Source organism: Serratia sp. HRI (assembly GCF_010119335.3).
Taxonomy (GTDB): Bacteria; Pseudomonadota; Gammaproteobacteria; order Enterobacterales; family Enterobacteriaceae; genus Serratia; species Serratia nevei.
Genome location: NZ_CP083690.1, coordinates 503,429 through 527,853, shown reverse-complemented (window position 1 = coordinate 527,853; position 24,425 = coordinate 503,429). Strand labels below are relative to the sequence as shown.

23 protein-coding genes are annotated in these 24,425 nt (G+C 61.6%); 11 read left to right on the top strand and 12 right to left on the bottom strand.

What is annotated here, in order from left to right:
• Nucleotides 1–3: 3 nt before the first annotated feature.
• Nucleotides 4–1,038, bottom strand: coding sequence for a TAXI family TRAP transporter solute-binding subunit (locus GF111_RS02590; protein ID WP_047727758.1), 1,035 nt, complete (start codon nucleotides 1,036–1,038; stop codon nucleotides 4–6).
• A 187-nt stretch (nucleotides 1,039–1,225) separates the two neighbouring features.
• Nucleotides 1,226–2,041 (bottom strand): methionine ABC transporter substrate-binding lipoprotein MetQ, encoded by an 816-nt coding sequence (gene metQ, locus GF111_RS02585; RefSeq protein ID WP_147191180.1) that lies wholly within the window; start codon nucleotides 2,039–2,041, stop codon nucleotides 1,226–1,228.
• 236 nt (nucleotides 2,042–2,277) lie between these two features.
• Between metQ and GF111_RS02580 the strand changes: the two genes are divergently transcribed.
• Together GF111_RS02580 and GF111_RS02575 are read left to right on the top strand one after the other, a co-directional pair.
• On the top strand, nucleotides 2,278–2,796 hold the full coding sequence (locus GF111_RS02580) for a hypothetical protein (protein ID WP_038872110.1): 519 nt from the start codon (nucleotides 2,278–2,280) through the stop codon (nucleotides 2,794–2,796).
• Nucleotides 2,797–2,944: 148 nt separating this feature from the next.
• A complete protein-coding gene (locus GF111_RS02575) occupies nucleotides 2,945–3,370 on the top strand; it encodes a universal stress protein (protein WP_015377548.1) in 426 nt (141 codons plus the stop codon).
• 43 nt (nucleotides 3,371–3,413) lie between these two features.
• Here GF111_RS02575 and ygjK read toward each other — a convergent pair whose 3' ends face one another.
• Nucleotides 3,414–5,789, bottom strand: coding sequence for an alpha-glucosidase (gene ygjK, locus GF111_RS02570; protein WP_147191182.1), 2,376 nt, complete (start codon nucleotides 5,787–5,789; stop codon nucleotides 3,414–3,416).
• A 17-nt stretch (nucleotides 5,790–5,806) separates the two neighbouring features.
• Complete coding sequence (ygjJ, locus tag GF111_RS02565) at nucleotides 5,807–6,877, bottom strand: protein YgjJ (RefSeq protein WP_147191184.1); 1,071 nt, start codon at nucleotides 6,875–6,877, stop codon at nucleotides 5,807–5,809.
• Nucleotides 6,878–7,213: 336 nt separating this feature from the next.
• Between ygjJ and ebgR the strand changes: the two genes are divergently transcribed.
• The 7 genes from ebgR to GF111_RS02530 all read left to right on the top strand — a co-directional run bounded on the left by ebgR (nucleotide 7,214) and on the right by GF111_RS02530 (nucleotide 14,844).
• On the top strand, nucleotides 7,214–8,194 hold the full coding sequence (gene ebgR, locus GF111_RS02560; RefSeq protein WP_038871971.1) for a transcriptional regulator EbgR: 981 nt from the start codon (nucleotides 7,214–7,216) through the stop codon (nucleotides 8,192–8,194).
• A gap of 170 nt (nucleotides 8,195–8,364) precedes the next feature.
• On the top strand, nucleotides 8,365–11,454 hold the full coding sequence (gene ebgA, locus GF111_RS02555; protein ID WP_147191749.1) for a beta-galactosidase subunit alpha: 3,090 nt from the start codon (nucleotides 8,365–8,367) through the stop codon (nucleotides 11,452–11,454).
• Entirely contained in the window at nucleotides 11,451–11,903 is a 453-nt protein-coding gene (locus GF111_RS02550; RefSeq protein WP_048233457.1) for a beta-galactosidase subunit beta, read from the top strand. The genes ebgA and GF111_RS02550 overlap by 4 nt, the downstream gene beginning before the upstream one ends.
• Nucleotides 11,904–11,961: 58 nt before the next feature.
• A complete protein-coding gene (locus GF111_RS02545) occupies nucleotides 11,962–13,464 on the top strand; it encodes an amino acid permease (protein ID WP_038871978.1) in 1,503 nt (500 codons plus the stop codon).
• 104 nt (nucleotides 13,465–13,568) lie between these two features.
• The gene (locus GF111_RS02540) at nucleotides 13,569–13,883 is read left to right on the top strand and encodes a helix-turn-helix transcriptional regulator (protein WP_134266960.1); all 315 of its coding nucleotides are present in this window, start codon (nucleotides 13,569–13,571) and stop codon (nucleotides 13,881–13,883) included.
• The gene (locus GF111_RS02535; RefSeq protein WP_038871982.1) at nucleotides 13,880–14,206 is read left to right on the top strand and encodes an SRPBCC domain-containing protein; all 327 of its coding nucleotides are present in this window, start codon (nucleotides 13,880–13,882) and stop codon (nucleotides 14,204–14,206) included. Before GF111_RS02540 ends, GF111_RS02535 begins: the two co-directional genes overlap by 4 nt.
• A 44-nt stretch (nucleotides 14,207–14,250) precedes the next feature.
• Nucleotides 14,251–14,844 (top strand): ATP-dependent Clp protease proteolytic subunit, encoded by a 594-nt coding sequence (locus tag GF111_RS02530; protein WP_038871984.1) that lies wholly within the window; start codon nucleotides 14,251–14,253, stop codon nucleotides 14,842–14,844.
• 6 nt (nucleotides 14,845–14,850) lie between these two features.
• Here the strand turns inward: GF111_RS02530 and GF111_RS02525 are convergent, their stop codons facing one another.
• Genes GF111_RS02525 through GF111_RS02500 form a run of 6 tightly spaced genes read right to left on the bottom strand, consistent with a single transcriptional unit; the run spans nucleotide 14,851 to nucleotide 21,783 of the window.
• A complete protein-coding gene (locus GF111_RS02525) occupies nucleotides 14,851–15,717 on the bottom strand; it encodes a hypothetical protein (protein WP_147191907.1) in 867 nt (288 codons plus the stop codon).
• 44 nt (nucleotides 15,718–15,761) lie between these two features.
• Complete coding sequence (locus GF111_RS02520) at nucleotides 15,762–16,514, bottom strand: molecular chaperone (RefSeq protein WP_224217810.1); 753 nt, start codon at nucleotides 16,512–16,514, stop codon at nucleotides 15,762–15,764.
• Nucleotides 16,514–17,854 (bottom strand): fimbrial protein, encoded by a 1,341-nt coding sequence (locus tag GF111_RS02515; RefSeq protein ID WP_060442615.1) that lies wholly within the window; start codon nucleotides 17,852–17,854, stop codon nucleotides 16,514–16,516. The genes GF111_RS02520 and GF111_RS02515 overlap by 1 nt, the downstream gene beginning before the upstream one ends.
• Before the next feature lie 28 nt (nucleotides 17,855–17,882).
• Nucleotides 17,883–20,417 (bottom strand): fimbria/pilus outer membrane usher protein, encoded by a 2,535-nt coding sequence (locus GF111_RS02510; RefSeq protein WP_060442614.1) that lies wholly within the window; start codon nucleotides 20,415–20,417, stop codon nucleotides 17,883–17,885.
• Between the two features lie 20 nt (nucleotides 20,418–20,437).
• Complete coding sequence (locus GF111_RS02505; protein WP_223182005.1) at nucleotides 20,438–21,190, bottom strand: molecular chaperone; 753 nt, start codon at nucleotides 21,188–21,190, stop codon at nucleotides 20,438–20,440.
• Between the two features lie 59 nt (nucleotides 21,191–21,249).
• Entirely contained in the window at nucleotides 21,250–21,783 is a 534-nt protein-coding gene (locus tag GF111_RS02500) for a fimbrial protein (RefSeq protein WP_015377562.1), read from the bottom strand.
• A 375-nt stretch (nucleotides 21,784–22,158) separates the two neighbouring features.
• On the opposite strand from GF111_RS02500, the gene GF111_RS02495 reads away from it, so the two are divergent.
• Complete coding sequence (locus tag GF111_RS02495; RefSeq protein WP_224217809.1) at nucleotides 22,159–22,839, top strand: helix-turn-helix transcriptional regulator; 681 nt, start codon at nucleotides 22,159–22,161, stop codon at nucleotides 22,837–22,839.
• Nucleotides 22,840–22,846: 7 nt separating this feature from the next.
• Here the strand turns inward: GF111_RS02495 and GF111_RS02490 are convergent, their stop codons facing one another.
• Nucleotides 22,847–23,341, bottom strand: coding sequence for a helix-turn-helix domain-containing protein (locus GF111_RS02490; protein WP_147191876.1), 495 nt, complete (start codon nucleotides 23,339–23,341; stop codon nucleotides 22,847–22,849).
• A 166-nt stretch (nucleotides 23,342–23,507) separates the two neighbouring features.
• On the opposite strand from GF111_RS02490, the gene GF111_RS02485 reads away from it, so the two are divergent.
• Complete coding sequence (locus tag GF111_RS02485) at nucleotides 23,508–23,942, top strand: tautomerase family protein (RefSeq protein WP_038872004.1); 435 nt, start codon at nucleotides 23,508–23,510, stop codon at nucleotides 23,940–23,942.
• A 218-nt stretch (nucleotides 23,943–24,160) separates the two neighbouring features.
• Here the strand turns inward: GF111_RS02485 and GF111_RS02480 are convergent, their stop codons facing one another.
• Nucleotides 24,161–24,346 carry a helix-turn-helix domain-containing protein gene (locus tag GF111_RS02480; protein ID WP_224217808.1) on the bottom strand — a complete coding sequence of 62 codons (186 nt, stop codon included), beginning with the start codon at nucleotides 24,344–24,346 and terminating at the stop codon, nucleotides 24,161–24,163.
• Nucleotides 24,347–24,425 lie beyond the last annotated feature (79 nt).

Below are 24,425 nucleotides of genomic sequence, written 5' to 3'. Positions count from 1 at the left end.
GGATTAGGGGTTGGCGGCCAGCGCGGCGGCTTCCGGCGGGATCAGATAATCGGGTATCTCGACGCCGGCTTCGCGGTAGTAGCGATAGGCGCCGAGGTGCAGCGGCACGGAAACGCCTTTCAGCGCATTTTCCAGCGAGATGTATTTGGCCGAGCTGTGTACCTGGTGCACTTCCGGCAGGTTCTCGAACATCGTTTTGGTCAGGTCGTACACCAGCTTTTCATCGAGCCGGCTGAGGGCCACCAGAATATTGGGCTGTGCGATGGTGGCGACCGCCTTGGGCTGGCGCGGGTAGGTCTCCGCCTTGATGTCGAAGCGGAACCAGGAGTTGGCGATGGCGTTGATGCTGGCCAGCTGTTCGTCGGTGACTTCCAGGATGCGTGCCGGCACGCCGCTGGCATACATATCGGTGACGGCGGCGGCCGGCACCCCGGCGGGCAGGGCGCCGCCGTCCAGGCGCCCGTCGCGCATCGCGGAAACCGTGTCGCCGTAGCCGAGGTATTCCGCCGACAGCGACTTCTTGGTCAGGTTGACGCCCTGCAGGATGATCATCGTCGACTGTTCGGTGCCGCTGGCCTGCGGCCCGACGGAAAAGCGCGTGCCGGCGATATCGTTCAGCGTGCCGTCTTTCACCCGGCTTTCCTGCATCACGAAGTGTTCGACGTTGGGCCACAGCATGGAGATGGAGCGCAGATCGCCGTAGGCGCGGCCGTCGAAGTTACGCACGCCCTGATAGGCTTCGACGGCGATCAGGCTTTGCAAAATCGCCAACTGCGCCTCGTCTTTTTGCAGCAGGTCGATATTCTCGATCGAGCCGGCGGAGGATTGGCCGGTGACCTGTATCCCCTGGTGCTTCAGCCGGTTGCTCCAGACGTTGGCCAGCCCGACGCCCATCGGATAGTAGGTACCGCCGGTGGAGGCGGTGGCGACGGAGAGGAAGGTTTTATCGGCGTTTTCCGCTTTGCCGGCGATGGCCAGCAACGCGGCGCCGGCCACGGCGCAGGTAACAAGCAACGTTTTGATTTTTCTATTTTTCATTATTTTCCCCAGCGGTTTTTTTGAAACAAATAGAAAACATTTACGCAAACTTGTATACAACATGGCAGCTTTATTCACCTAAAGCGCAGTGCTTGATTTGTGATCTGAGTGGGCGAAAATTGAACGGTGCGGCGGGGGGCAGAAATGAAAAACCCGTGGCCGGGCGCCACGGGCATGCGGGGGAAGGTTACCAGCCTTTGACGGCGTTGCCCTTGTAGATGTCGGCGGCGCTGGCCGCCACTTCGTCGGTCTGATAGGCCTTGACCAGATCCTTCACTTTCTCGCTGTCTTTGTTGTCGATGCGGCTGGCGAAGATGTTGACGTACGGCGAGTTTTTGTCTTCGACAAACAGCCCGTCCTTGGCCGGCGACAGGCCAATCTGGCTGGAATAGTTGGTGTTGATGATCGCCAGCGTCACTTTCTGATCGTCCAGCGCGCGCGGCAGCTGCGGCGCTTCAATCTCGACGATCTTCAGCTTTTTCGGGTTGCCGACGATGTCCAGCGCGGTCGGCAGCAGGCCGACGCCCTCTTTCAGGGGGATCAGCCCCTGTTTTTGCAACAGCAGCAGCGAGCGGCCCAGGTTGGTCGGATCGTTCGGCACCGCCACCTGCGCGCCGTCCGGCAGCTGGCTGAGTGCGGTTATCTTCTTCGAATAGCCGGCGATCGGGTAGACGAAGGTGTTGCCCACCGCCGCCAGCTTGTAGCCGCGCTCCTGCATCTGCTTGTCCAGATACGGCTTGTGCTGGAAGGCGTTGACGTCCAGATCGCCGTTGTTCAGCGCTTCGTTCGGCAGCACGTAGTCGTTGAAGGTCACCACCTCCACGTCCAGATCGTATTTCTGCTTGGCAACCTTTTGCACCACCGCCCACAGCGACTGATCGATACCGGCGCTGATGCCGACCTTGATGTGGTGATCGTCCTGTGCCGTCGGGCCACAGGCGGTCAGCAGCAGCGTGCCGGCGGCGGCCAGCGCCAGGGTGAGGTTTTTCAGCGTAAATGTCATTTTCCCAGGGTCCTTGTCAACATTGCCTGCTAATTTTGGCGGGCAGAATAGTGGCAGTGACTGTAGGTAATCGCTGGGCTAAAACAAAATACTGATTCACTATGACTCATAGCGATTAGCTATGAGCGGCCGCCGCCTGGCGCGGTGCGGATTGTTTTGACGGCGAATCGGCGGGCTTATTATGATAGCCGTTGGCCCGCGAGGGCAGACTGGGTACTGAAACGAAGGAAAAGACAATGCGATTGAACACTTGGAGCAAGGCGCTGCTGCCGCTGGTGGTGTTGGCCTGCGTCTCGGCGACTCAGGTTCGGGCGGCGGAGAGCGATACCGGGCCGATCCCCAAACAGCTGCTGGGCAACTGGCGCGTCAGTAAAATTGTGCCGACCCAGACCACCGGCTGCTGGGATCAACAGCAGGCGCAGAGCCTGATCGGCGGCAAAATCAGCTACAAAGCGGATGCGTTCAGCTGGAACGGCACGGCGCTGAAAAGCGAAGGGGCCACCGTCAGCACCGTAGAAGCGCAGGAGTTTGTCGAGGACAATTCCGGCAGCAGCTCCTACATCGATTTCCCGATGCTGGGTATCAGCACGCCGTCGGTCGAACGCGTGGCCATTCAGCACGCGGATACCGCCATCAAAGGCATCACCGATCAGGGCACCGATGGGGTGCCCGGCGATAACGTGCTGGTGAAAGACGCCAACACGCTGATCCTGTCGCTGTGCAACGTCTGGTTTGAGGCGCAGCGCGAGAGGTAATTTTTTGCCTTCAGCCCCGGCAACGGGGCTTTCCCACCGTTTCGCCACCCGTCATACGCGCCATTTCTGAACTAAAATTAACCATAACGATATGACCCCGGCGTGATATCGGAGCCTCGGCTCTACCGAGTCCATGACAGGAGGCGCTATGTGTTACCACCATATTGTCATTGCCACCGATCTGAGCGATGACGGCAAACGGCTGGTTGAAAAGGGGGCGCTGCTGGCGGAGGCGCTGCAGGCCAAACTCTCGCTGATCTATGTGGACGTTCACTACGACACCTACCACGCGGCGATCGGCTTTTCGGAGCGCAGCTATGACGGCGTGCCGTTCGAAGAGAAGATCCGCAAAGAGCTGGAGCCCACCACGCAAAACGTCAATTACCCGATCGCGGAAGTGATTATCGGGCGCGGCGGCTTCGTCGATGAACTGCGTACGGCAGTCGTGGATAAGAACATCGATCTGCTGGTGTTCGGCCATCACCACGATCTGTGGAGCAACCTGTTTTCTTCCACCCGCAATGCCATCAACCAGCTGAATATCGACGTGCTGGTGATCCCGATCCGCTCATAAACGCGGGCCACCGCCGGGCAACGATGGCGGTGGCCGCTGCGGCTTATTGCGTGAAGAAGTCGTTATACAGCATGTACAGGTGCGCCGCGCTCCAGGAGAAGTTCGGCGCGCCTTGCTGCTTGCCGGTGAGCGGGTTGTAGTTCTCGCGGATCGGCCCGTCGGCGACCAGGCCGTCGGCGTGGCGGAAGAAGGCCTGCGCCATCGCCACCGCATCGTCGCGATAGCCGTAGCGCTCCATGCCCTTGAGGCCGAAATACAGCTGATCGACCCACACGCGGCCACGCCAGTAGATGTCCGCGCCGAACGCCGGATTGGTCAGCGCCGCGGTGCCGAGCGGCACGTAGGTATTGAACTCGCGCGGATCCTTCATCACCCTGGCCACCGCATCGGCGTGCGGCTGGCTGGCGGCGCCGTTGAACAGCGGCGACCAGCCTTCCGGCCCTTTGCCGCGTTCGACGATCGGTTTGCCGGCGCAGCCGTTGGCCAACGGCCGGCTTTCGATGCGGATGTCATAGAAGAAACCGCTCTGCTTGTCGAACATGCAGGTGTTGATGTAGGCCGCCAGCCGGTCGGCTTTGGCGCGAAAGGCGGCGGCCTCGGCGCCGCGGCCCAGAATATCGGCCATCTCTGCCAGATAGCGGTTGTCGCTGTACATATAGCTGGCCTGATCCACCGACTCCTGCAGCAGCGAGTAGCCGAGCAGCGTACCGTCCGGCGCGCGGTTTTCGGCGAATTTTACCTGCCAGTCTTCGCGTTTGCCGCCCTGCGCCACATAGCGCGCCAATTGATCCGGATCGATAAAGCCGAATACCGCCGCATCGTCGCGGCCCGACTCCCAGGAGGCGGCGGTCTGCGCCGGGATCTCTATGCTGTCGTACTGCCCCTCGCGCACGATGCGATCGTAATTGTCGAGGCCGGCCAGCGTTTGCTCGCGCTGCCCGCGTTTGACGGCAAACAACATGCGCCCGTCGGGGGTATTGTGCGCTTTGTCGCGGGTGGCGCCGTACTCCGGCACGCCGTTGCCGTTGTGATCGCGGTTGCGCAGCCACCAGTCATGGTAGGCCACCAGCTTCGGGTACATCTCCGCCAGCCAGCCCTTATCGCCGGTGACGCGATACACTTCCATCACCGCCCAGGCCGCCAGGCTCGGCTTGGTGTTGCGCTCGTTCCAGTTGCCGCCGTCGCCGCCGCGCTCCGGGCTGGGGTTGTAGGCGATAAGGTCGGGCAGAAAACCGGCGTCCCACGGGCGCAGGGCGTCGCCCGGCCGGATCTGGAAGGCGAACACTGCGCGAATGTTGTCCTTGGCCACGTCCGGGTTGAAGTGCGCCATGGCGTAGGCCTGTTTCCAGGTGTCCCACGGCCAGGTTTGGTTGCCGGAGAACCAGCGCCCGGTCACCGACGGGGTGACCGAGTCGAACTTCATCGCCCCGGCTGCGCCGCGCCAGTTGCCGTTCAGCGTTTCCATCGCTTTGACCGCCACACGGGTTTGTTCCGGCGTGGCGTGCGGGTTGCTGAGCCCAGTGGCGAGATAGCCTTCCCAACGCTGGGCCGACGCGGCCATATAGCGCTGCGGGTGAGCGAGGATATCGGCGATAGCGCGCTGTTCGCGCTGCGCCTCTTCGGCGGTGAGCAGGTGCGAGTAGGTGGTGTACAGGGTGGTGGAGCCGGTGATGCGCGCCGTGGCGCGGAAGCGGTGGCCGTCGACCGTGGTGCGTTGCGGCAGCGATTTGTGGATCTGATACTCGGACTGGCCCGAGGTCATCAGCTGCGACGGCGCGCGCACCTTGCCGAAGGTGACGCGCAGGCCGTCAGCCGTCGGCACAATGCGGCGCGTATAGTCCGGAAACGCCTGCTCGAGGGTCGCCGGCGGCTGCGGTTTTTGCTCTTTGGCCGCGTAGCGCTCCAGCAATTCACCGTCCCACACCAGCTCCAGCGGCGTGTCGGTCAGGATTTGGGTTTCCAGCAGCGAGGTGCGCGCGGCGGCGAAGCGCAGCGTCAGGTTGACGGTCACGCCCGGCGCGCTGAGCCGCTGCACCAGGGCGCCGGGCAGGCTGTAGGCCGTCATGGTGAAATGCACCGGTTTACCGTCTCGATAGACGCTGAGCCGATCGAAATTGTTGGCCATAAAGTTGATGTACTCTTCGGTCAGCAGCGCCGGGCCGGGGAAACCGCCCATGCCTTCCGGCCCGCTCGGCAACAGGTGGCCGTGCCAGGCGCCGAGATCGAAGAACGGATTGAAGCGCTGGTGATCGTCGAAATCGTAATCGAGCATAAAGTGCGGCGCGCCGCGGCGGTCGATGACGTTTTTATAGCGCTCGGCCAACGGGGCGTCGGCGTCGGGTGTGTTCGGCGCACACCCCGTCAGCGCCAATGCGAGGATGAGGGCGGTGGCCAGCGGGGTCAGGGGAATCATGTTCATCGTAGGAGCCTCAACGGTTACCAATAGAAATATTGCATCAGAAACAAGGAGTTGCTGGCACCGGTGCTGTCGTTGCGCATGAAGAATTTGCTGTCCAGCGCGGTGGCCAGCTTGCCGCCGGCGTATTCGTACCAGACGCCAAACTGGGCGTATGAGGTGGCGGTATCCGCCGCGCTATCAAACCGGTGGCGGGCGTAGCTGTAGGCGGTGGAGAGATACAGCCCTTTGGCGGTTTCCGTCATCGCGCTGAGCATCAGGCCCGATTCGCTGCCGGGATGGCCGCCGCTGTCGCCTTTGCCGGTGTGGTGCCAGACGCGGCCGGCCAGGTGTGTGCCGCGCAGCCCCAGCAGAAACAGCTGCCCCAGGCCGTCGGTCACTTCCAGGCCGGTCAGCAGCGTCAGATTGTCCTGCAGGTCGTACTGGGTGTAGCCGTTGACCATCGCTCGGTAGGTATACTTGTCGGAATAGCGGTCGTATTTACCGAAGTGCAGCAGCGCCTTGCTCTCGTCGATGCGGCTTTCCGGGGCCGCCGTCACGCTGTAGCGAAAGCGCCCGGTCAGGTTTTGCAGCTTGGCGGCGTGGCTGAGATCGCGGGTGTTGGGGATCACGTAGCCATACTCCGGCGTGAAGTCGCCCCACCACTGCAAATCGTCGAGCGACGAATCGTTGCGCACGCTGAGCATCATCTCGGTGCCGTCGTCGGTGCGGTAACCGCCGTAAAAGCGGTTCAACCCACCCTCGAAGCCGCCCCAGCTGTGGTCCGGCGTCCAGGCGTGGCCCTGGCTGTCCGCCTGCACGGTCCAGCCTTCGCCGTAAATCAGGCCGAACCAGTGGCCCCGTTTGATCTCCAGGCCACCTTCGATATAGGTGCCGTCGCTGTATTGATGCTGATGTTCGCCGTTCAAATAGACGCTGCCGCCGATGCCGAGCTCGCCGTAAAAGCGCAGGGCGGTCGCGGTGCTATCGGGTAGCGGCGGCGGTGGCAGCTGATTGCGCTCCGCCGGGGCCACCGGTTCCTGCACCGCCCAGGCGGGCGCATTAACGAGCAGCAACAAGGGCAACAGGGCGTGATGGCTTAGTGATTTCATGGGGCATAGCCTGGTGTTGGATGGATCGGAACGTCAGCCGAGCGGCGGCTCACGCGAGGTCGCTCCCGGATCCCTGGGAGAAGATAAAAAGTCCGCCCTCATGGGGCGGTAAACGGCAGGTATATTAGTAAAATATTTAGTAAAAAATATGCTTAAATCAGTAAAGCGTTAACTTGATCACAGCGGGCGAAATGGGTATCTTTCGCTGCAGACGCCCGGCAACGGCTGGCATGAGCGTGCGCTGGCCCGGTCTGGGAAGGAGAGGAGGCGGGCGGCGCTGTACGCCGCGGCGCTATCCGATTAAGCTACTGTTTTTCGTCTGTGCATTGGGACTCTATGGCCACACTGAAGGAAATTGCTGAAGCCGCTAATGTGTCCGTCGCCACCGTTTCGCGCGTGTTGAATGACGACCCCACCCTGAGCGTGAAGGCGCAAACCCGCCAGAAGATCCTGGAAGCGGCGGAGCGCCTCGAATACAAGGTCGCGCCTTCCAAACGGCAAAGCGGGCAACGCCTGCATTTCGCCGCGCTGTTCACCTATACGCAGGGCGTGGAGATCAACGATCCCTATTACCTGGCGATGCGCTACGGCATCGAAACGCAGTGCGAAAAGCTGGGCGTGGCGCTGAGCGCCGGTTATGACTTCAACGGCGACAAGGCGCTGCCGGCGGCCGACGGCCTGCTGGTGATCGGCCGGCCACAGCCCGCGCTGTATGAGCAGCTCAGGCAGCAGGAAACGCCGGTCGTATTCGTCGACGGCGTGGTGGAGGATGAGCGGTTCGACTGCGTCAATGTCGACCTGTACAAGATCAGCCGCAAGGTGATCGACTACTTCATCGGCCGCGGCTATCAGCGCATCGGCTTTATCGGCGGGCGCGACGATCCGGCCGGTATCGACCAGCGCGAGCAGGCGTTCGTCGAGTATGGCCGGCAGCAAAACGTGGTGCGAGCGCAGGATATTTACCACGGTGATTTCAGCAGCCAGTCGGGCTACCAGTGCGCCAAAGCGATGTTGCAGAGCAAGAATGGCTATCCGCCGGCGCTGCTGGTGGCGACCGATTCGATCGCGATCGGTGTGCTGCGCGCGCTGCACGAACACGGCATTCAGGTGCCGGGGCAGATCGCGCTGATCAGCGTCAACGACATTCCCACCGCCCGCTTTATTTTCCCCGCCTTGTCCACGGTGCGCATCCCTTCGGAAACCATGGGCGCACAGGCCGTCAACCTGCTGGCGGAGCGCCTGCGCGATGAGCGCGCCGTCCCGCTGTCGATCTTCGTTCCCAGCTCGCTGCAGCTGCGCGACACCACCGTCGCCTGACCGGCCCCCGCCTCGGCGGGGCGTCGCGTTGGCGCCCCAAATTAACGTCATGATAAAAAAAGGCATTTGAGATTTATTGTGATCCCGTCGTCATTTGGTAAATATCAACTGTAGTTTTTACTAAATATTTACTATCGTTTCCGCATTGCACAGGTGTCGGGAGACGTGACGTGAATAATTGGGAAAACATTGATAAACAGTCGGAGCACCGGTTGGCGCCGCGCGCGAGCTTCTTCAGCTACGCGGACGCCGAGCAGGCGCTGAGCTTCGATCGCAACGCCAGCCGGCGCTTCCAGCTGCTGAGCGGCCGCTGGCGTTTTCGCTTCTTCGAGCACCCGGCGCAGGTGCCGGCGGCGTTTTATCGGGAGCCGATGAACGATTGGGGCGATATGGCGGTGCCGGGCATGTGGCAGCTGGAAGGGCACGGCCACCTGCAGTACACCGACGAGGGCTTCCCGTTCCCGATCGACGTGCCTTACGTGCCGACCAACAACCCCACCGGCGCCTATCAGCGCCACTTTACGCTCGACGCCGGCTGGCAAGATCAGCAGGTGCTGATCAAATTCGACGGCGTGGAAACCTACTTCGAGGTGTACGTCAACGGCGACTATGTCGGCTTCAGCAAGGGCAGCCGGCTGTGCGCCGAGTTCGACATCAGCCCCTATGTGCGGCAGGGCGAGAACCTGCTGTCGGTGCGGGTGATGCAGTGGGCCGATTCCACCTACATCGAAGATCAGGACATGTGGTGGATGGCCGGCATCTTCCGCGACGTCTATCTGATCGGCCAGAGCGCCACTCACCTTCACGACCTAACGCTGGTCACCACCTTCGATGAACGCTACTGCGACGCACAGTTGGCGATCGATGCCGAACTGCATCATCTCGGATCGCAGGCCGCCGAGGGCTGCCGCCTGCAGGCGCAGCTGTTCGACGGCGATCGCTGCGTGGCGGAGCAGTGGCGCGACGATCTGCGCATCGAGCAGGTGCTGAGCTGCCGTTTCGAACTGCCGGTCAGCTGCCCGCAGCAGTGGAATGCGGAAAATCCCTATCTGTATCAACTGCTGCTCAGCCTGTATGACGGCGCCGGCAACCTGCTGGGCGTGGTGCCGCAGCGGGTGGGTTTCCGCGAGATCGCGGTGCGCGACGGGCTGATGTACGTCAACGGGCGCTACCTCAAGCTGCACGGCGTCAACCGCCACGATCACGATCACCGCAAAGGGCGCGCCGTCGATATGGCGCGGGTAGAGCGCGACATCGTGCTGATGAAGCAGCACAACATCAACTCGGTGCGCACCGCCCATTACCCCAACGATCCGCGCTTTTACGAGCTGTGCGATCTCTATGGCCTGTTCGTGATGGCGGAGACCGATTTGGAAAGCCACGGCTTCGCCAACGTCGGCGATCTGAGCCGCATCACCGACGATCCTCGTTGGGAACAGGCCTACGTCGAGCGCATCGAGCGCCACGTGGCGGCGCAGAAAAACCACCCGTCGATCATCATCTGGTCGCTGGGCAACGAGTCCGGCTACGGCTGCAACATTCGCGCCATGGCCCGGCGCTGCAAGGCGCTCGATCCGACCCGTCTGATCCACTATGAAGAAGATCGCGACGCCGAAGTGACCGACGTGATCAGCACCATGTATTCCCGCGTGGCGATGATGAACGCCTTCGGCGAATACCCGCACTCCAAACCGCGCATCCTGTGCGAGTACGCCCACGCGATGGGCAATGGCCCCGGCGGGCTGTTCGAATACCAGTCGGTGTTCAACCGTCACGCCAGTTTGCAGGGGCACTACATCTGGGAGTGGTGCGATCACGGGCTGCTGAGCCACGACGAGCAGGGGCGCGAGCGCTACCAGTACGGCGGCGATTACGGCGACTACCCGAACAACTACAACTTCTGCATGGACGGCCTGATCTATCCGGACCAGCGACCCGGCCCCGGCCTGCGGGAATACCAGCAGGTGCTGTGCCCGGTGGAGGTGACGGCGGAAGAGGGCGCGGGTGACGTGCTGCGGGTGAAAAACCGCTATTGGTTCAGCTCGCTGGCGGACATCACGTTGAAGGTCAGCGTCAAGACCGACGGCCGCCAGGTGGCAAGTTACGAATTCAAGCTGCCGCATCTGCAGCCGGGCGAGAGCGAAGACATGCATCTGCCGGTGTTGGCGCTGGGGCAGGGGGAAACGCTGGTCGACGTGGCGGTGCATAAGGACAGCGCCACCCGCTACAGCGAGAGCGGCCAGCGGCTGGGGCATTATCAGCATCTGCGCCAGGCGGCGACGCGGCTGCCGGCTCCACCGCTGGCCGATGCGCCGGCGCTGCAATGCCGCGAGGAACATCATCAGCTGATCGTCAGCGGCGGCCGTTTCCAGCTGGCATTCTCGCTGCTGAGCGGCGAACTGCTGTCGTGGCGGGTAGACGGTGAAGACGTGGTGGGGCGCGCGCCGCGCATCACCTTCTTCAAACCGGTGATCGATAACCATAAACAGGAATATGAGGGGATTTGGCTGCCGCAACATTTCCCCATCATGCAGCAGCATTTCCGCCGCCTCAGCCGGCAATGGCAGGGCGAAGATCTGCTGCTCGAGGTGCACAGCCTGATCGCGCCGCCGGTGTTCGACTTCGGCATGCGCTGCACCTACCGCTGGCGCATCTCCGCGCAGGGCTACGTCAGCCTGGATCTGTCCGGTGAGCCTTACGGCGATTTCCGGCAGATTATCCCGAAAATCGGTCTCGATTTCGGCATCAGTCGCCGCTTCGAGCAGGTGGAATACTACGGCCGCGGGCCGGGCGAGAACTACCGCGACAGCTGCCGGGCCAACCTTATCGGCCGCTACCGGCAGCGCGCCGACGCGCTGTTCGAACACTATCCGTTCCCGCAGGACAACGGCAACCGGCAGGACGTGCGCTGGCTGAGCCTGCAGGACGCGGCGGGCAAGGGGATCTTCATCCAGCCGCGGCGGCCGATCAATTTCAGCCTGTGGCCTTACAGCGCCGAGATGCTGCACCAGGCCCAACACATCAACGAGCTGGAACCGAGCGACTGCCTGACGCTGAACCTGGACGACCAGATCCTCGGCCTCGGCTCCAACTCCTGGGGCTCCGAAGTGCTGGATACCCACCGGGTCTATCTGGCGCCGTTCAGCTACGGCTTCACGCTGGTGCCGTTCGACGGGCGGCAAACGCAGGGCGCCGCGCTCGCCGGTTATGACTTCGCGCCCACTCACCATCACCCGCAGCCTGCGGAGGAAAACGCATGATCATTCTCGAATCCCTGGCGGAGTTCCAGCGCATTTATCACAGCGGCAAGAAGTGGCTGCGCTGCATGGAGGCGATCGCCAATGTCGATCGCATCAGCCCAAACGTATGCCATTCGATCGGCGACTCGCTGACCTATCGGCTGAGCCTCGGCGCCGGCCGCCGGCACGGTTGGCTGGAGGGTAACCGCCGTTACTTCGACGTGCACTATTACCTCGAGGGGGAAGAGACCGTCGAGGTCGCCGACAAGCGGGCGCTGACGACGGTGGCGCCCTATCAGGACGAAACCGACCGCGAGTTTTTTAGCGGCGAAGGCGAGAGGCACCGGGTCGGAAAAGGCAACGTGGTGATCTTCGAAAACCACCAGGCTCAGCGCTTCACAGAAAGCGGCAAGGTAAAAAAAGTCATTTTAAAAGTGACGGTGGAAGACAGCTATTTCGTCAATAAATAGCGCGCCCGCCGATCGATAACAACAAACCGAAGTCCCCTACACCATTCGGAGAATCTCTATGGCTGCGTCGAACAGAAACACCATCGGCAAGTTTGGCCTGCTGTCGATGACGTTTGCGGCAGTGTTCAGTTTCAACAACGTGATTAACAACAATATTCAGCTCGGAGTCGCCTCGTCGCCGGTATTCCTGGTGGCGACGATCATTTACTTCATTCCCTTTTGTCTGATCATCGCCGAGTTCGTCTCGCTCAACCGCAATTCCGAGGCCGGCGTCTATGCCTGGGTGAAAAGCGCGCTCGGCGGGCGCTGGGCGTTTATCACCGCCTACACCTATTGGTTCGTAAACCTGTTCTTTTTCACCGCGCTGCTGCCGCGCGTCATTGCCTACGCTTCTTACGCGTTCCTGGGCTATGACTATGTGTTTACCCCGCTGACCACGGCGATCATCAGCATCTTCCTGTTCGCCTTCTCGACCTACATCTCCAACAGCGGCGCAAAACTGCTGGGGCCGATGACCTCGGTGACCTCGTCGCTGATGCTGCTGCTGACGTTTTCCTACATCGTTCTGGCGGGCGCGGCGGTGCTGGGCGGCATCGAGCCGGCCGACCCGATCAACGTGCAGGCGATGACGCCGAACTTCAACTGGGCGTTCCTCGGCATTACCGCCTGGATCTTCCAGGCGGCGGGCGGGGCGGAGTCCGTGGCGGTGTACGTGAACGATGTGAAAGGCGGCAGCCGCGCCTTCGTGAAGGTGATCATCGTTTCCGGGCTGTTCATCGGCGTGCTGTATTCGGTGTCATCGCTGCTGATCAACGTCTTCGTGCACCGCACCGATCTGCACTTTACCGGCGGTACGGTACAGGTGTTCGAAGGGCTGTCGGCGCACTTCGGCCTGCCGACGATGCTGATGAACCGCTTTGTCGGCATTGTTTCCTTCACCGCCATGTTCGGCTCGCTGTTGATGTGGACGGCGGCGCCGGTGAAGATTTTCTTCACCGAGATCCCGAAGGGCATTTTCGGCGAGAAAACCATTCGTCTGAACCGGCACGGCGTGCCGACACGCGCGGCCTGGATCCAGTTCTTCATCGTCATCCCGCTGATGCTGATCCCAACGCTGGGTTCCAGCAGCGTGCAGGACTTGATGAACACGCTGATCAACATGACCGCCGCCGCCTCGATGCTGCCGCCGCTGTTCATCATGTTGGCCTACCTGAATTTGCGGCTGAAGTACGACCGGGTGGCGCGCGATTTCAAAATGGGCTCGCGCCTGCAGGGCATCGCCATCGTCAGCGTGCTGATCGCCATCTTCACCGTCGGTTTCTTCGCCTCGACGTTCCCGACCGGCGCCAGCATCATGACCATCGTGTTCTATAACGTCGGCGGGTTGGTGGTGTTCCTGGGATACGCCTGGTGGAAGTACAACCGCTACTCGAAGACCCTGAACGCCGAGGCGCGCTACCACGAAGACATGCCGCTGGCGCGTCTCGCGCTGGAAGCGCAGGAAGGGGCGCCGGCCGGGCAACCCGCGCTGACCACGCCCGCTTGCAATAAGCCGCTGTAATCTCTCCTCTATCGGCTCCGCGCTCCGGCGCGGAGTCTCGCTTCGCGGAAAAAATTCCTGCCCCGGCGTTTGCATAATGCATAAGTGAATACTAATGTGTTTATATGAACGAAAATGACATCTTCAAAGCGTTGGCCGATCCGACCCGCCGCACCATCTTCGACAAACTCGCCGCCGGCAGCATGAACGCCAGCGCGTTGCGCGAAGGGCTGCCCATCAGCCAGTCGGCGATGTCGCAACACCTGGCGGTGCTGCGCAATGCCGGGCTGGTGCGTGAGGCGAAGCAGGGGCGCTGCGTCAACTATCAGGTCGACCCGGACGGGCTGGCGCAGATCGCCCACTGGCTGGCGAAGTACCGCGCCTGGTGGCCGGCGCGCATCGACGCGCTGCAAACCTTACTGAAGGACATGGATCAATGAACAAACGGGCTGAACCGCCGCACGATCGGCTGGTGTTGGAATATTCGCTCGATGCGCCGCCGGAAAAAGTGTGGCGGGCGCTCAGCATTCCCGAGCTGCGCGAGCAGTGGTTGCCGACGGGCGACCTGGCGCAGGCCGAGCCGCTGGCCACCACGCCGGGCGAGGCGGTGAGCTACCGTCTGCGTGACGACCAACCGCCGTTCCTCGAAAGCGTGGTGACGCTGCAGATTGTGCCGGATGCCGGCGGTGGCAGCCTGCTGCGGATTATTCACCAGCTTGACGCCGCCAACGACGGCCCGACGACGATGATGTGCGCCGCCTGACGCGTTAAACACACTTCCCTTATTGCCAACCCAGGAGTTCACCGATGCGTGAGAAGATGATGCTCGTCCCGATGGTGGTGGAACAGACCAGCCGGGGAGAACGCTCCTTTGATATTTATTCGCGTCTGCTGCGCGATCGGATCGTGTTCCTCAACGGCGAAGTCAACGACGACGTGGCTGAAATGCTGTGCGCCCAGCTGCTGTTTCTGGAGGCGGAAAACCCGGAAAAACCGATTCATCTGTACATCAACTCGCCGGGCGGGGCGATCACCAGCGGGCTGGCGATTTACGACACCATGCAGTACATCCGTGCGCCGGTGCATACGCTGTGCATGGGCACCGCGCGTTCGATGGGCTCGTTCCTGCTGATGGCCGGCGAACCGGGGCACCGCATGGCGCTGCCCAACGCCAGCCTGCACGTGCACCAGCCGCTGGGCGGCTTTCAGGGGCAGGCCTCCGACATCTTGATCCACGCCGAAGAGATGAAGCGCACCAAAGAGCGAGTGATTCGGCTGTACGCCCAACATTGCGGCCTGAGCGATGAAGCGGTGGAGCTGGCGCTGGATCGCGATCGCTTTATGACCGCCGACGAAGCGGCGGCCTGGGGGCTGATCGATAAGGTGCTGCGGGAGCGGTAAAATGGCTCAGCGGTGCTCGGCCGCTCGTTGCGTTTGCAAAACCCGTTCAAGCCCGAATTCGACCATCGCGAAATAGAGGCTGAAATAGCGCTCTGCCATGATAAAGAACGAGCTGTTGAGTTCGATCACCACGTTATTGGTGGTGGTCAGCAGGCCCGATTTTTCCGCCGCCTGCAGAATGCGATTGACGTGCGCGCGTGAGACGGAGCATGACTTGGCGATTTTCGCCGAGGAGAGCAGCAGAAACGGGGAGTTCTGCCGGATGCTTTCGATATGCAGCATCAGCAGCACCATGTGGCCGGCGTCCTTGCTGATAAACAGCCCGGATTGCTGCACCAGATCGATCAGGTAGATCTCCTTGAGCATCAGCTGCCCGTAGGCGGCGAAAAAGGTGGGCAGAAAGTCGGGCGCCGCCAGCAGCGCCGCGATGGGCATCTGTGGCGCCAGCGCCTGATAGGGCCGCGCCATGGAGGCGATCAACGCCTGGGTTTCCGCCAGCGCGTGCGGCGTAGGCTTATAGCGCAGTTGGCGCTTGTCATGTTCGCAGGGTTTGACCTCCAGCCGGCGGCCGACCCGCAAAAAGAACAGAAAGGAGTCCAGGGAGTTCTCGCTGATCATGTTCTTTCCTTTAAAAAAGGCTTTGATGTCTTTCAGCCCGGCGGTGGGCTGGTGGTAGTAAATGGACAGGATGGTGGAACAAATGATGAACCGGCTGTTCCTGAAAATGATTTTGTAAAACAGCGGATGCTTCTTGTAGGTCTCTTTCAACAATTCCCCGTGTTTGACGATGGCGGTGTGAAATGCCGGTGACTGCCTGATGTTGTTGGCCTGTTTCTCCAGGTGAAACTGTAGCTGGAATCTGCTTAGACTCATTTTTCCCTATTTCCTGTACTTAAAAAATGTGCTGCTTTTTATCGTTATGGGTTTGCTGTGTATGACTTGACGATCTGCTGGCCCTGGTCGTTGATGAGGGTGGCCTGAACGGTGATCTGTGAAGGGAGTGTCGGCGCCGTAACGCCGTCGAGGTGATAATCCCGCATGCTGAACGGTGCGGTCATCATGTCGCTTTCTTGCCGCACCGGGTAATCGCGCCTGTCGGTTTTCACGGCGATGCGGGCGAAGGAGAGATAAAACGCCGACCGGTTGTGACAGCGCAGCAGATAGCCGCCCGGCGTTTTTTGCAGCGTGAACGAGACGGCCTCGGCTGCGTTTTCGGCATTCCCCGGCAGCGCTTTGGGGCGGTAGAAGATTTTCATCTGCGTGTTCATCGCCAGCGTCACGCGCGACGCCAGCGGCGGCGTGATCGGCTGGCTGGGTGGGATCTCATACAGATTAAGCCAAAACACCGATTCCCTGTCGGTGGGCAGGTTCGCGCCGGCAAACAGGATCCGCAGCCCTTTCAGCGCCGAAGGCGGCAGAGCGAACACGCTGGGCAGGGTAACAAACGGCGCGTGCGACAGTTCGGGGGCGGCGTTGACGTCGCCGTTATCAACCCAGGTTTGCGCCACGATCGGGTAGCCGTTGGTGTTGAGCAACATCAGGGTTTTTTCCGTGTCGCCCTCGCGGAAAATCATCCGGGTGGCGGAGGCGATGATGCCTGCCTGCGCCCCCATGGCCGCCAGCGCCAGCAACAAGGCGCATCCCATCGTCAGATATTTCTTTCTCATCATTATTGCACCTTAACCCAGACGTAGGCCCTGGCGTCCACTTTGCCGGCGGTGACGGTTTGCCCGGGCAGCCGGGCGAGCGTGGCGGTGAGCTGGGTGGTGTAGTGGGTAAACCCCGCCGCAGTGCTGCCGCCGCCGCTGGCGCCGTTGAGCACCGGGTACCAGCCGGCGTCGTTGCCCTGCGGGCATTGCCCGGCGCTGCAACGCGCCCAGCCGACGAAGTTCATCGGCGCGCCGTTGCCGGCGTTGGCGAGTGCGATGCCCACGCCGGTGGCGACGCTGCTGTCGGTGCCGTAGCCGCCGGAGAGCAGGTAGCTCACGCCGCCGTTGGCGCTGACCAACCCGAGCTGCTGCGCCGCGACATAGCTTTCATACGGTACCTGCAGGCCGAGGGCGGTATTGTTGCTGCTGACGCCGGATACGGCGGCGTTGTCGCATTCGATATTGAGGGTGAACTGCGCCTGTGAGGTTTGCCCGGCGGTCAACTGGCTGACGGAAATGGTCGGCAGGATCACCAGCGGCGTGACGTTGCGCGCCACGCAGGTGGCGGTATAGGTCAGCGAAGAGATCGGTGCGGTGCCCATGCCCATCGCGTTCCAGCGCCCGGTGCCCCAGGTGGCGTAGTTGGTGGCGGAGTCGCTGCCGATAGGATCCGAGGCGATGCCGGGCCCCTGAAAGGTGACATAGCCGTTCGGCTGCGTGCAGGTATAGTTCGAATTGCCGGTGGTCGAGGCCATGCCCACCAGCGGGTTGCCGGCGCTGTAGCCACAGTAGTTGCTGGCGCCCGCGCCCGGCAGCGAGCTGATGCGGATCAGATCGGCACGGATGGCGCTGAAGTCTTTCACCCGAATCTGAATTTTGCTGCCGACGGTGGCGTAGCGGGTAATCGGCGCCGACTGCCAGTAGCGGGTAAAAACCTTGCCGGAATCCAGATGGGTCAGGCGGATGCCGACGTAGGGGAAGTAGGTGGCGTAGTAGTTGGGGTTACCGTCCTGGGCGCCCAGATCGTAATAGCCGCCGACGCGATCGTCGCCGTTGGTGGCGAAGACTTCATAGATCTGCCCCGCGTCGCCGGCGTCGCATTCATACAACACTTTGTTGGGATCGGGATAGCGCGTGCCGGAGGTGAGATCGAACACGCTGGTGCCGAGCGGCGTGCCGACGGGCTGCAGGTAAGTGCTGGTCAGGTTAACCCTGCCCAGCGCCGTGCCCACCCCGCAGGGATCGCAACCGGAATCGATCCAGGGGGCGACCCGGGTGCATTGCGCCAGCGCGGTGGGCGCGCCGAACAGCGACAGGGCGAGCAGCGCCAGGGCGGCGATCGGGTAAAAAATGCGTTTCATCGTCTCTCCTGAAAATAAGTTTAACGGGCTAGCGGCACGGGGCGCTGAGCCGTTGAATCGGGCCGTCTTCCCCGGCAGACAGGCGGTAATGCAGCGTGCACTGCTGGCCGGGGGCGTCGCCCCAGTTCAGCGTCAGTTCCCCGGCACGCTTATCGCTGCGCAGATACACCTGATTGGCCTGGCCGACCATGCCCACGCAGTTGCCTGCCGCGTCAAGGACGTTGGCGCCCATCGGGATCGGTGCGTTATCGGGCCGCTGCGCGGTGATCAGCAGCGCCTGGCCGCGCACGGTGTTGAAGTGCAGGCGCACCGTGGCACCGGCATAAGGAGCGACGCGCCGCTGGCCGTCTTCCAGTTCCGCTTTGTCGTTCATGCCCTCGGGGTTCAGCGCGACGGTGTTGTAGTGATAGGGCACCAGCGACGGCGCCAGGGCGTAGCCGAAGCGATCGACGCGCGCGCCCTGGCCGTCCATCACCCGTGCGCCGCTGGCGCCGGGCGCCTCAATCAGGGCGAAGGTGTCGCCGACATACGGCCCTAATGTTACGCCGCCGCGGTGAGCCACCACCGCCCCCTGCAACGACAGGGAGCCTTGTCGGTACTGGCGCGCGGTGGAGAACGAGCCGGTGACGTTGGCGTAAGGCAGACGGGTTTGCAGGTTGCCGCCCCAGATGCTTTGTTGGCGATCGTCGTCGGTGGTGAAGTTCAGGCCGTAGCTGACCGGCTGTTCGTCGCCGACGCTGCCCGACAGCGCAGCCTGATAGTTGCCGCCCTGTCCCTGGCTGTGGTTGGCCAACAGCGAGACGCTGGGGGCGGATGACGAACGGCCGAGCGGGAAGCTCAGCGACAGGGCGGTGACGGTCTGCGCGTTTTGCGCCAGCGGCGCGCTGTAGACGTTATCCAACGGCCCGTAGCCGCGGTAGTCGCCGTTGCTGTAGCCCAGGCTGCGGGTGCGGGTGACGGAGAGGTTAAGCGCCACGCCGTTGCCGAAGGTTTTCCCCCAGCCCAGCTGGAGCTGATTGTCGCGGCCGCGCTGATCGCGGTAGTCCTGAGTCGAGCCGGACATCGTCAGGCTGCCGAACGCCCCCATCCCCTGATTGACGGCGACCTCGAAGCGCGAACGCTGGCGGTAGGAGTCGGACTGCCAGTTTTGGCCGGTAGTGGCGGCGCGCCGTACGCCGAGCACGTCGCTGAGATCGCGAAAGCCTTCGGTGGAGTAGCGGTAGCCGGCGATGGATAAGGTGGTGTCCGTCGGGCTGAAGGTTCGGCTGTAAGAGAGGTGCAGCATCCAGCCGGAGGCGCCGCCGTCCGGCAGGCTGGCGTGGGAATAGGTGGTGTCCATGCCGAAGGCGCCCAGCCAGCTGCTGTATACCCCGCCCAGCATCATCGCCTGGTAGCCGTCCGCCAGCTGGTTGCCGAGGTTGAAGGTCAGGGCGTTGGTCAGGCCGTGCTGCCAGGTCACTTCGCTGAACAGATCGTTGTCGCCGACGTAGCGGGAACGGCCGACGATCGCGGAGTAGCGCGACTGGCCGGGGCGGATGGATTCCGGCACCGCAGCGAACGGCACGGTGAAGGTGCTGACGCTGCCGTCGGCTTCCGTCACCACCACGGTGAGATCGCCGGCGTAGTTGGTGGCGTACAGATCGTTGATGGCGAACGGCCCCGGCGCGACGGTGGTTTCATACAGCGTGCTTTTGCCCTGCAGCACCGTCACGCGCGCGTTGCTTTTCGCCACGCCGCGTACCACCGGCGCATAGCCGCGCTGCGAATCCGGCAGCATGCGGTCGTCCGAACTGAGCTGAATGCCGCGAAAGCCCAGGCCGGAGAAGAAGTGCCCGTCGGTAAAGCCTTCGCCCAACAGCATTTCGCTGCGCCAGGGCAAGATCGCACGCTGTACGTAGCGGCGGCTGGTGTCCAGGTGGCCGCCGAACTCGCGATCGTAGCGGTAGCTGGACTGCTGGCGGTAGCGCCATAGCCCGAGGTTGAACCCGCCGTTCAGGTTGGCGTAGGTCGAGTCGAGATCGCGGGTTTGCCCCTGTCGGTAACTGACGTGGTACTGGTTGAGGTTGTAATTGACGAAGGCCATCGTTTCTCCGCTGTCCAGGCTGGCGGGATTGACGCTGCCGCGCGGCTGGCCGTTCAACAGCGCCTGCGGAATGCTGAGATCCAGCCGCAGCCGCGAAATGTCCGCGTTCACCGCAATGTCCTTGAGATCCCGACCGGGCAGCAGGCATTCTGCTTCGGCGGCCGCCGGCGGATTTTTCAGCCCGAAGCGCGTCAGCTGCGGCCGATCGAAACAGGGCAACACCTGCTTGCCTGCGCGCACGAAGCGAATTTGGTCGCGCTCGAGAAACTGGCCGTTGAGGTACAGATCGATCTGATAGCTGCCGGGGGCAACGGCGTCCTGTTGGTTGAACTGGCTCAGTGCGCTGTTGCTCAGCACGCTGCCGCGCAGCAGCGCGGGATCGAAGGTATAGCCGTCGGCGGCGGCGCAGCCCAGCGGCAGCGCCAGCAGCGCGCAACACCAGCGCGCGGGCAGCGGCGTCGCCTTGCGGACATCGAACATGAACACCTCCCTGTCTGGTTTCAGCGCGCGACGTTCAGGGTGCGTGAGATTTCCACCCCATAGTCATTGATGACGCGCAGTGCGACCTGCCGCACCTCCCCGTTCACCGGCCAACTGGCCTGCGAAAACGGCGGGATCAGATCCGCCTGCGGGATGGCGATGCGCTTCGCGCCGCTCAGGATCGCGGCCTGGCTGACGTTGGCGTAGTAGCCGGTCGGGTTGTCGACGCGCAGCGCGTTACCGGCCTGGCGCAGGCTGAGCCGATCGATGACGTGGTTGGCGTCGCCGGCCAACCCGGCGGGGCGATAGAACACCTTCAGCCGATTGGTGACTACCAGCAGCAGTTTGTTCTTGTCGCTGTCCGTCTGGCGCACGGCGGGCACCTGCAGGAAGTTGAGATAGAACAGCGATTCGCGATCGCGCGGCAGCGGCTGGCCGACGAACGACAGCCGCACCATCTGCCCGCTGTGCGGATTCATGCGGAAGATTTGCGGCGAGGCGACAAAGGGCGCATCGGCGTTTTCCGGCGTGGATTTGGGGTTATTGATGTCGAGCCAGATCTGCATCAGCGCCGGGGTGCCGTCGTCATTGGTGAACTGCAGCGTTTTTTCCCGCGCCTCGGCGGGGTAGATCACGCGGTTGCCGAGCAGCGTCACGCTGGCCGACGCGTGGGTAGCGGCAAAACTCATCAGGCAAAGCGACAGGGCGGCCCATCGGCGGGCGGAGCGGGTTATCTGCGGCATAAACGTGAACCGATAAAGGGAGCGAGTCATTCAGCGCCGCCCGGCGAAGGGCGGCGCTGGCATCAACAGGTATGGCGCCTGACGCCGGCTTATTTGTAGCTAATGGCGAACTGTGCGGTGGCGATCACCGAACCGGCCGCCACGCCGGTGTCTTCCGCGTAGTAGCGGGCCACCAGGTTCTGCGAGGTGGAGGTGGCGTCTTTGGCCAGCGTCATCGCCGACGTGGTGACGGTCGAACCGCTGGCGAACGACAGCGGCGTGGTGGCGTCGCTGTCCAGCAGTTGAATGGACACTTTGGCCGCATCGCCCGCGTTGCCCAGGTTGCCGTTGGTGGTTGGGTTGTTGCCCGCCAGCACGGTTTTGATCGCCGTATCGCTGGTTGCGGCCGCACAGCCGGTCACGTTGACGGTGAAGGTGGTGTCGCCGGCGGTGGCGCCTTTGGTGGCGAGTTTGCTGGCGGCGACGGTCGGCAGCAGAACGACCGGGTTGGATTGGTTGCCGTTAATATTCACCGAGCAGGTTTGTGTGCTGACTTCGCCTTTAAATTGCACCGTATTGGACGAAGCGGCCGCACAGGCGCCGGAGAGAGCCAGCATGGATAATGCGACTAATTTAACATTCATGTGAAATGCCCTTTAATTTACTTTAGAGAAAAGCTTTCCTGACAGTAATAAATTACTGACGTGCGGTTGTGGGTTAATCATGTTGCGCAATTGTTTTTTAAACGCGTCGGCAAACATGGATTTTCATCCTAACAAACTAAGAATTTTCCCTATAGGTGTTTCGAATAAGGCAATAAGACGAGAAGGCCTGCTGTTGCATTTTTTTTCATTTTTGCTTATATCATACAAAATAGAAAATAGATCTATATCATTGCGTTGCGATTTTATTGGATCGCCGGTTTTTGTGATTGAAATAATTTGAAACATTCATGCCTTTTTTGCGTATTAATCAACGTGCTGACGGCTGCCTGATTATTTGAAAAACATGTTATCAAGATGTTTTATATCGGTGTGCTTTGCAGGAGAATTACCCCAAAAAAGAGCAGCGACAAGCCGCCTGAGGTGTGGAAGCATGCGTCCATGCTGATAAGGAGAATTAAAGTGAGAGTGATTTATATCGACGGTTCACCGCTGTGCCGGCTGGGCATGAAAACATTATTGGGCGGCGGGGTAATAACCTTATCCTCACCCAATATGAATATCATTAAAAATATAAGCCCGGCGCCTGATTTAATTATTATGGAGTTTCCTCAGGAGATTTACCGGTTCGAGGCGTATTTAGAATTCATTAAATATTCGCGCGGTGAATATAAAGGTGTCCGGTTACTGTTCTTCATCGATAAGACTTCACCGCTGATCCTGGCGTTTATCGCTGCGGCGCAGCCGGATGCGGTTTTGCACAAACGGGAAGCGCTGCAGGTGGTGCGAGAGACCTGCGCAACGCTGGCCCGCCAGGAGACGAGCGAACGACACGTGGTGAACCGGCAGCGGGCGGCGGCAATCACGCCTGGCGAGGCGGCGGTGCTGTGTGAAACCGCCCGCACCGAAGATATCCGCCTGACCGCGCGGCGGCTTAACCTGCACCCGAAAACCGTTTATTCGCACCTCAATAACGCCGGCAAAAAGTTCGGCATCCGCAATCGGGTCGAACTGCTGAAGATGATTGCGCTGTTGTAGCGTGCCGTTAGCGGGTTTTGCCGACGGCCAGCCGCCATCGCGTGATCTCATCGGCGCCGGGCCCGGCGGCCAGCGCCAGGTTTTGCGGCGGCAGCGATTCGCCGGTCACGGCATCGACCACGCGCAGGGTGGCGGGGTGGCCGGTCGCGCGGTCAACCACGTGCAGCGGCGGCCCGGTCAGCTCGGACAGGTTCCATTTGTCGCCAATCTGGATCATCGCCATCACCAGCAGCCCGAGATCTTTTCCCTTCTCCGTCGGCAGATACTCGTAGCGATCGGGGCGCGTTTGGTATTGCCGCTTTTCGATGAGGCCGCTGCCTTCCAGTGCCCTGAGCCGATCGGCCAACGTGCTGTTGGTGATGCCGGTCGACTGGCGCAAATCGTCATAGCGCGAGAGCCCCAGCAACAGATCGCGCATGAGGATTGCGCCCCAGCGATCGCCCAATGCCGACAGCACGTGGGCCACCGAGCACGTCATGCCTTCAAACCCTTTTGCTTTCACTTTGCCTTGCCTCCGTTTGCCGCCGTAATGCGGATAATTTTATCGCCTCGGCTTGATCACTTCAATGATTGGAGTTATTACTCTTATTATTGGAGTTTATGTTTAACAGTGGCCGATGGTCTGAACGCCGGCCGGAAACCCACGCCTTCACCGAGGAGATACCGCGATGCCACTGTGGCAGATTTACCACCCTGAACCGGCCTTCAGCACCGCCGATAAACGCGCGCTTGCGCAGAAGGTCACCGCCCTGTACCAGGACTTTTTGCCGCGCTTCTACGTCAACGTCTTCTTCCACGCGTTGCCGCCAGGTTCGGCCTATCTCGGCGGCGAACCGGCCGATGATTTCGTGCGGGTGACCATTGACCATATCGCGCGCGCCATGGACAACGATGCGGAGCAGCAGCAATTTCTGGCGGCCTGCACCCGTATCCTGCAACCCTACATCGCCGCGCATGGGCTGCGCTGGGAACTGCACGTGGACGAAACGCCGTTCTCGCTGTGGACGATTGACGGTTTGAAGCCGCCGGCGCCGGGAACGACGGCAGGCGAAAAGTGGCGCAGCGAGAACCGGCCTTCGGTGTGGGAGGGGGTGATGGGTTGAGTCTGGGGATATCAGGACAAAAAAATCCACGCCGAAGCGTGGATTTTTACGTTTCCGGCAGCCGAGAGAAACGCTGCGGGGAAGGGATTAGACGTTAAAGTGAAAGATGGCCTTGGAAGTGCCATTTCCACTGGGCATCAGTGCGTTTTGGCTCATTCCGTAGTCACTTCCGTATACATTTTTTGCGGACATCCCCATTCGTGTGGCCTCACCCGTGTTCACTTGGTCTGCTCCGCCAAGAGATCAAGCACGTCGGTCTCCAGGATCGTGCCCAGCTTGCACAGGACCAGCAGGGATGGGTTGCCCACAGCGCGCTCGATCTGACTCACGTAGGTGCGATCCACATCCGCACTCAGGGCGAGCGCCTCCTGCGACAAGCCACGCTTGCCCCGGAAGTCTTTCATGTTGCGCGCCAAGTCCTGACGCACTTGCTCGTAGTCTCGTCCCATCACCGCCGAGCATGGGCGTCATGAGACCTTTAAT

Excerpts from the sequence above, each read along its gene's own strand:
- GF111_RS02515 (WP_060442615.1), bottom strand. The coding sequence starts at position 17,854 with ATGAAACGCATTTTTTACCCGATCGCCGCCCTGGCGCTGCTCGCCCTG.
- GF111_RS02530 (WP_038871984.1), top strand. The coding sequence starts at position 14,251 with ATGCGTGAGAAGATGATGCTCGTCCCGATGGTGGTGGAACAGACCAGC.
- GF111_RS02550 (WP_048233457.1), top strand. The coding sequence starts at position 11,451 with ATGATCATTCTCGAATCCCTGGCGGAGTTCCAGCGCATTTATCACAGC.
- ygjK (WP_147191182.1), bottom strand. The coding sequence starts at position 5,789 with ATGAACATGATTCCCCTGACCCCGCTGGCCACCGCCCTCATCCTCGCA.
- GF111_RS02505 (WP_223182005.1), bottom strand. The coding sequence starts at position 21,190 with ATGACTCGCTCCCTTTATCGGTTCACGTTTATGCCGCAGATAACCCGC.
- GF111_RS02520 (WP_224217810.1), bottom strand. The coding sequence starts at position 16,514 with ATGATGAGAAAGAAATATCTGACGATGGGATGCGCCTTGTTGCTGGCG.
- GF111_RS02540 (WP_134266960.1), top strand. The coding sequence starts at position 13,569 with ATGAACGAAAATGACATCTTCAAAGCGTTGGCCGATCCGACCCGCCGC.
- metQ (WP_147191180.1), bottom strand. The coding sequence starts at position 2,041 with ATGACATTTACGCTGAAAAACCTCACCCTGGCGCTGGCCGCCGCCGGC.
- GF111_RS02510 (WP_060442614.1), bottom strand. The coding sequence starts at position 20,417 with ATGTTCGATGTCCGCAAGGCGACGCCGCTGCCCGCGCGCTGGTGTTGC.
- GF111_RS02500 (WP_015377562.1), bottom strand. The coding sequence starts at position 21,783 with ATGAATGTTAAATTAGTCGCATTATCCATGCTGGCTCTCTCCGGCGCC.
- GF111_RS02580 (WP_038872110.1), top strand. The coding sequence starts at position 2,278 with ATGCGATTGAACACTTGGAGCAAGGCGCTGCTGCCGCTGGTGGTGTTG.
- GF111_RS02545 (WP_038871978.1), top strand. The coding sequence starts at position 11,962 with ATGGCTGCGTCGAACAGAAACACCATCGGCAAGTTTGGCCTGCTGTCG.
- GF111_RS02590 (WP_047727758.1), bottom strand. The coding sequence starts at position 1,038 with ATGAAAAATAGAAAAATCAAAACGTTGCTTGTTACCTGCGCCGTGGCC.
- GF111_RS02525 (WP_147191907.1), bottom strand. The coding sequence starts at position 15,717 with ATGAGTCTAAGCAGATTCCAGCTACAGTTTCACCTGGAGAAACAGGCC.
- ebgR (WP_038871971.1), top strand. The coding sequence starts at position 7,214 with ATGGCCACACTGAAGGAAATTGCTGAAGCCGCTAATGTGTCCGTCGCC.
- GF111_RS02535 (WP_038871982.1), top strand. The coding sequence starts at position 13,880 with ATGAACAAACGGGCTGAACCGCCGCACGATCGGCTGGTGTTGGAATAT.
- ygjJ (WP_147191184.1), bottom strand. The coding sequence starts at position 6,877 with ATGAAATCACTAAGCCATCACGCCCTGTTGCCCTTGTTGCTGCTCGTT.
- GF111_RS02495 (WP_224217809.1), top strand. The coding sequence starts at position 22,159 with ATGTTTTATATCGGTGTGCTTTGCAGGAGAATTACCCCAAAAAAGAGC.
- GF111_RS02575 (WP_015377548.1), top strand. The coding sequence starts at position 2,945 with ATGTGTTACCACCATATTGTCATTGCCACCGATCTGAGCGATGACGGC.
- GF111_RS02485 (WP_038872004.1), top strand. The coding sequence starts at position 23,508 with ATGCCACTGTGGCAGATTTACCACCCTGAACCGGCCTTCAGCACCGCC.
- GF111_RS02480 (WP_224217808.1), bottom strand. The coding sequence starts at position 24,346 with ATGAAAGACTTCCGGGGCAAGCGTGGCTTGTCGCAGGAGGCGCTCGCC.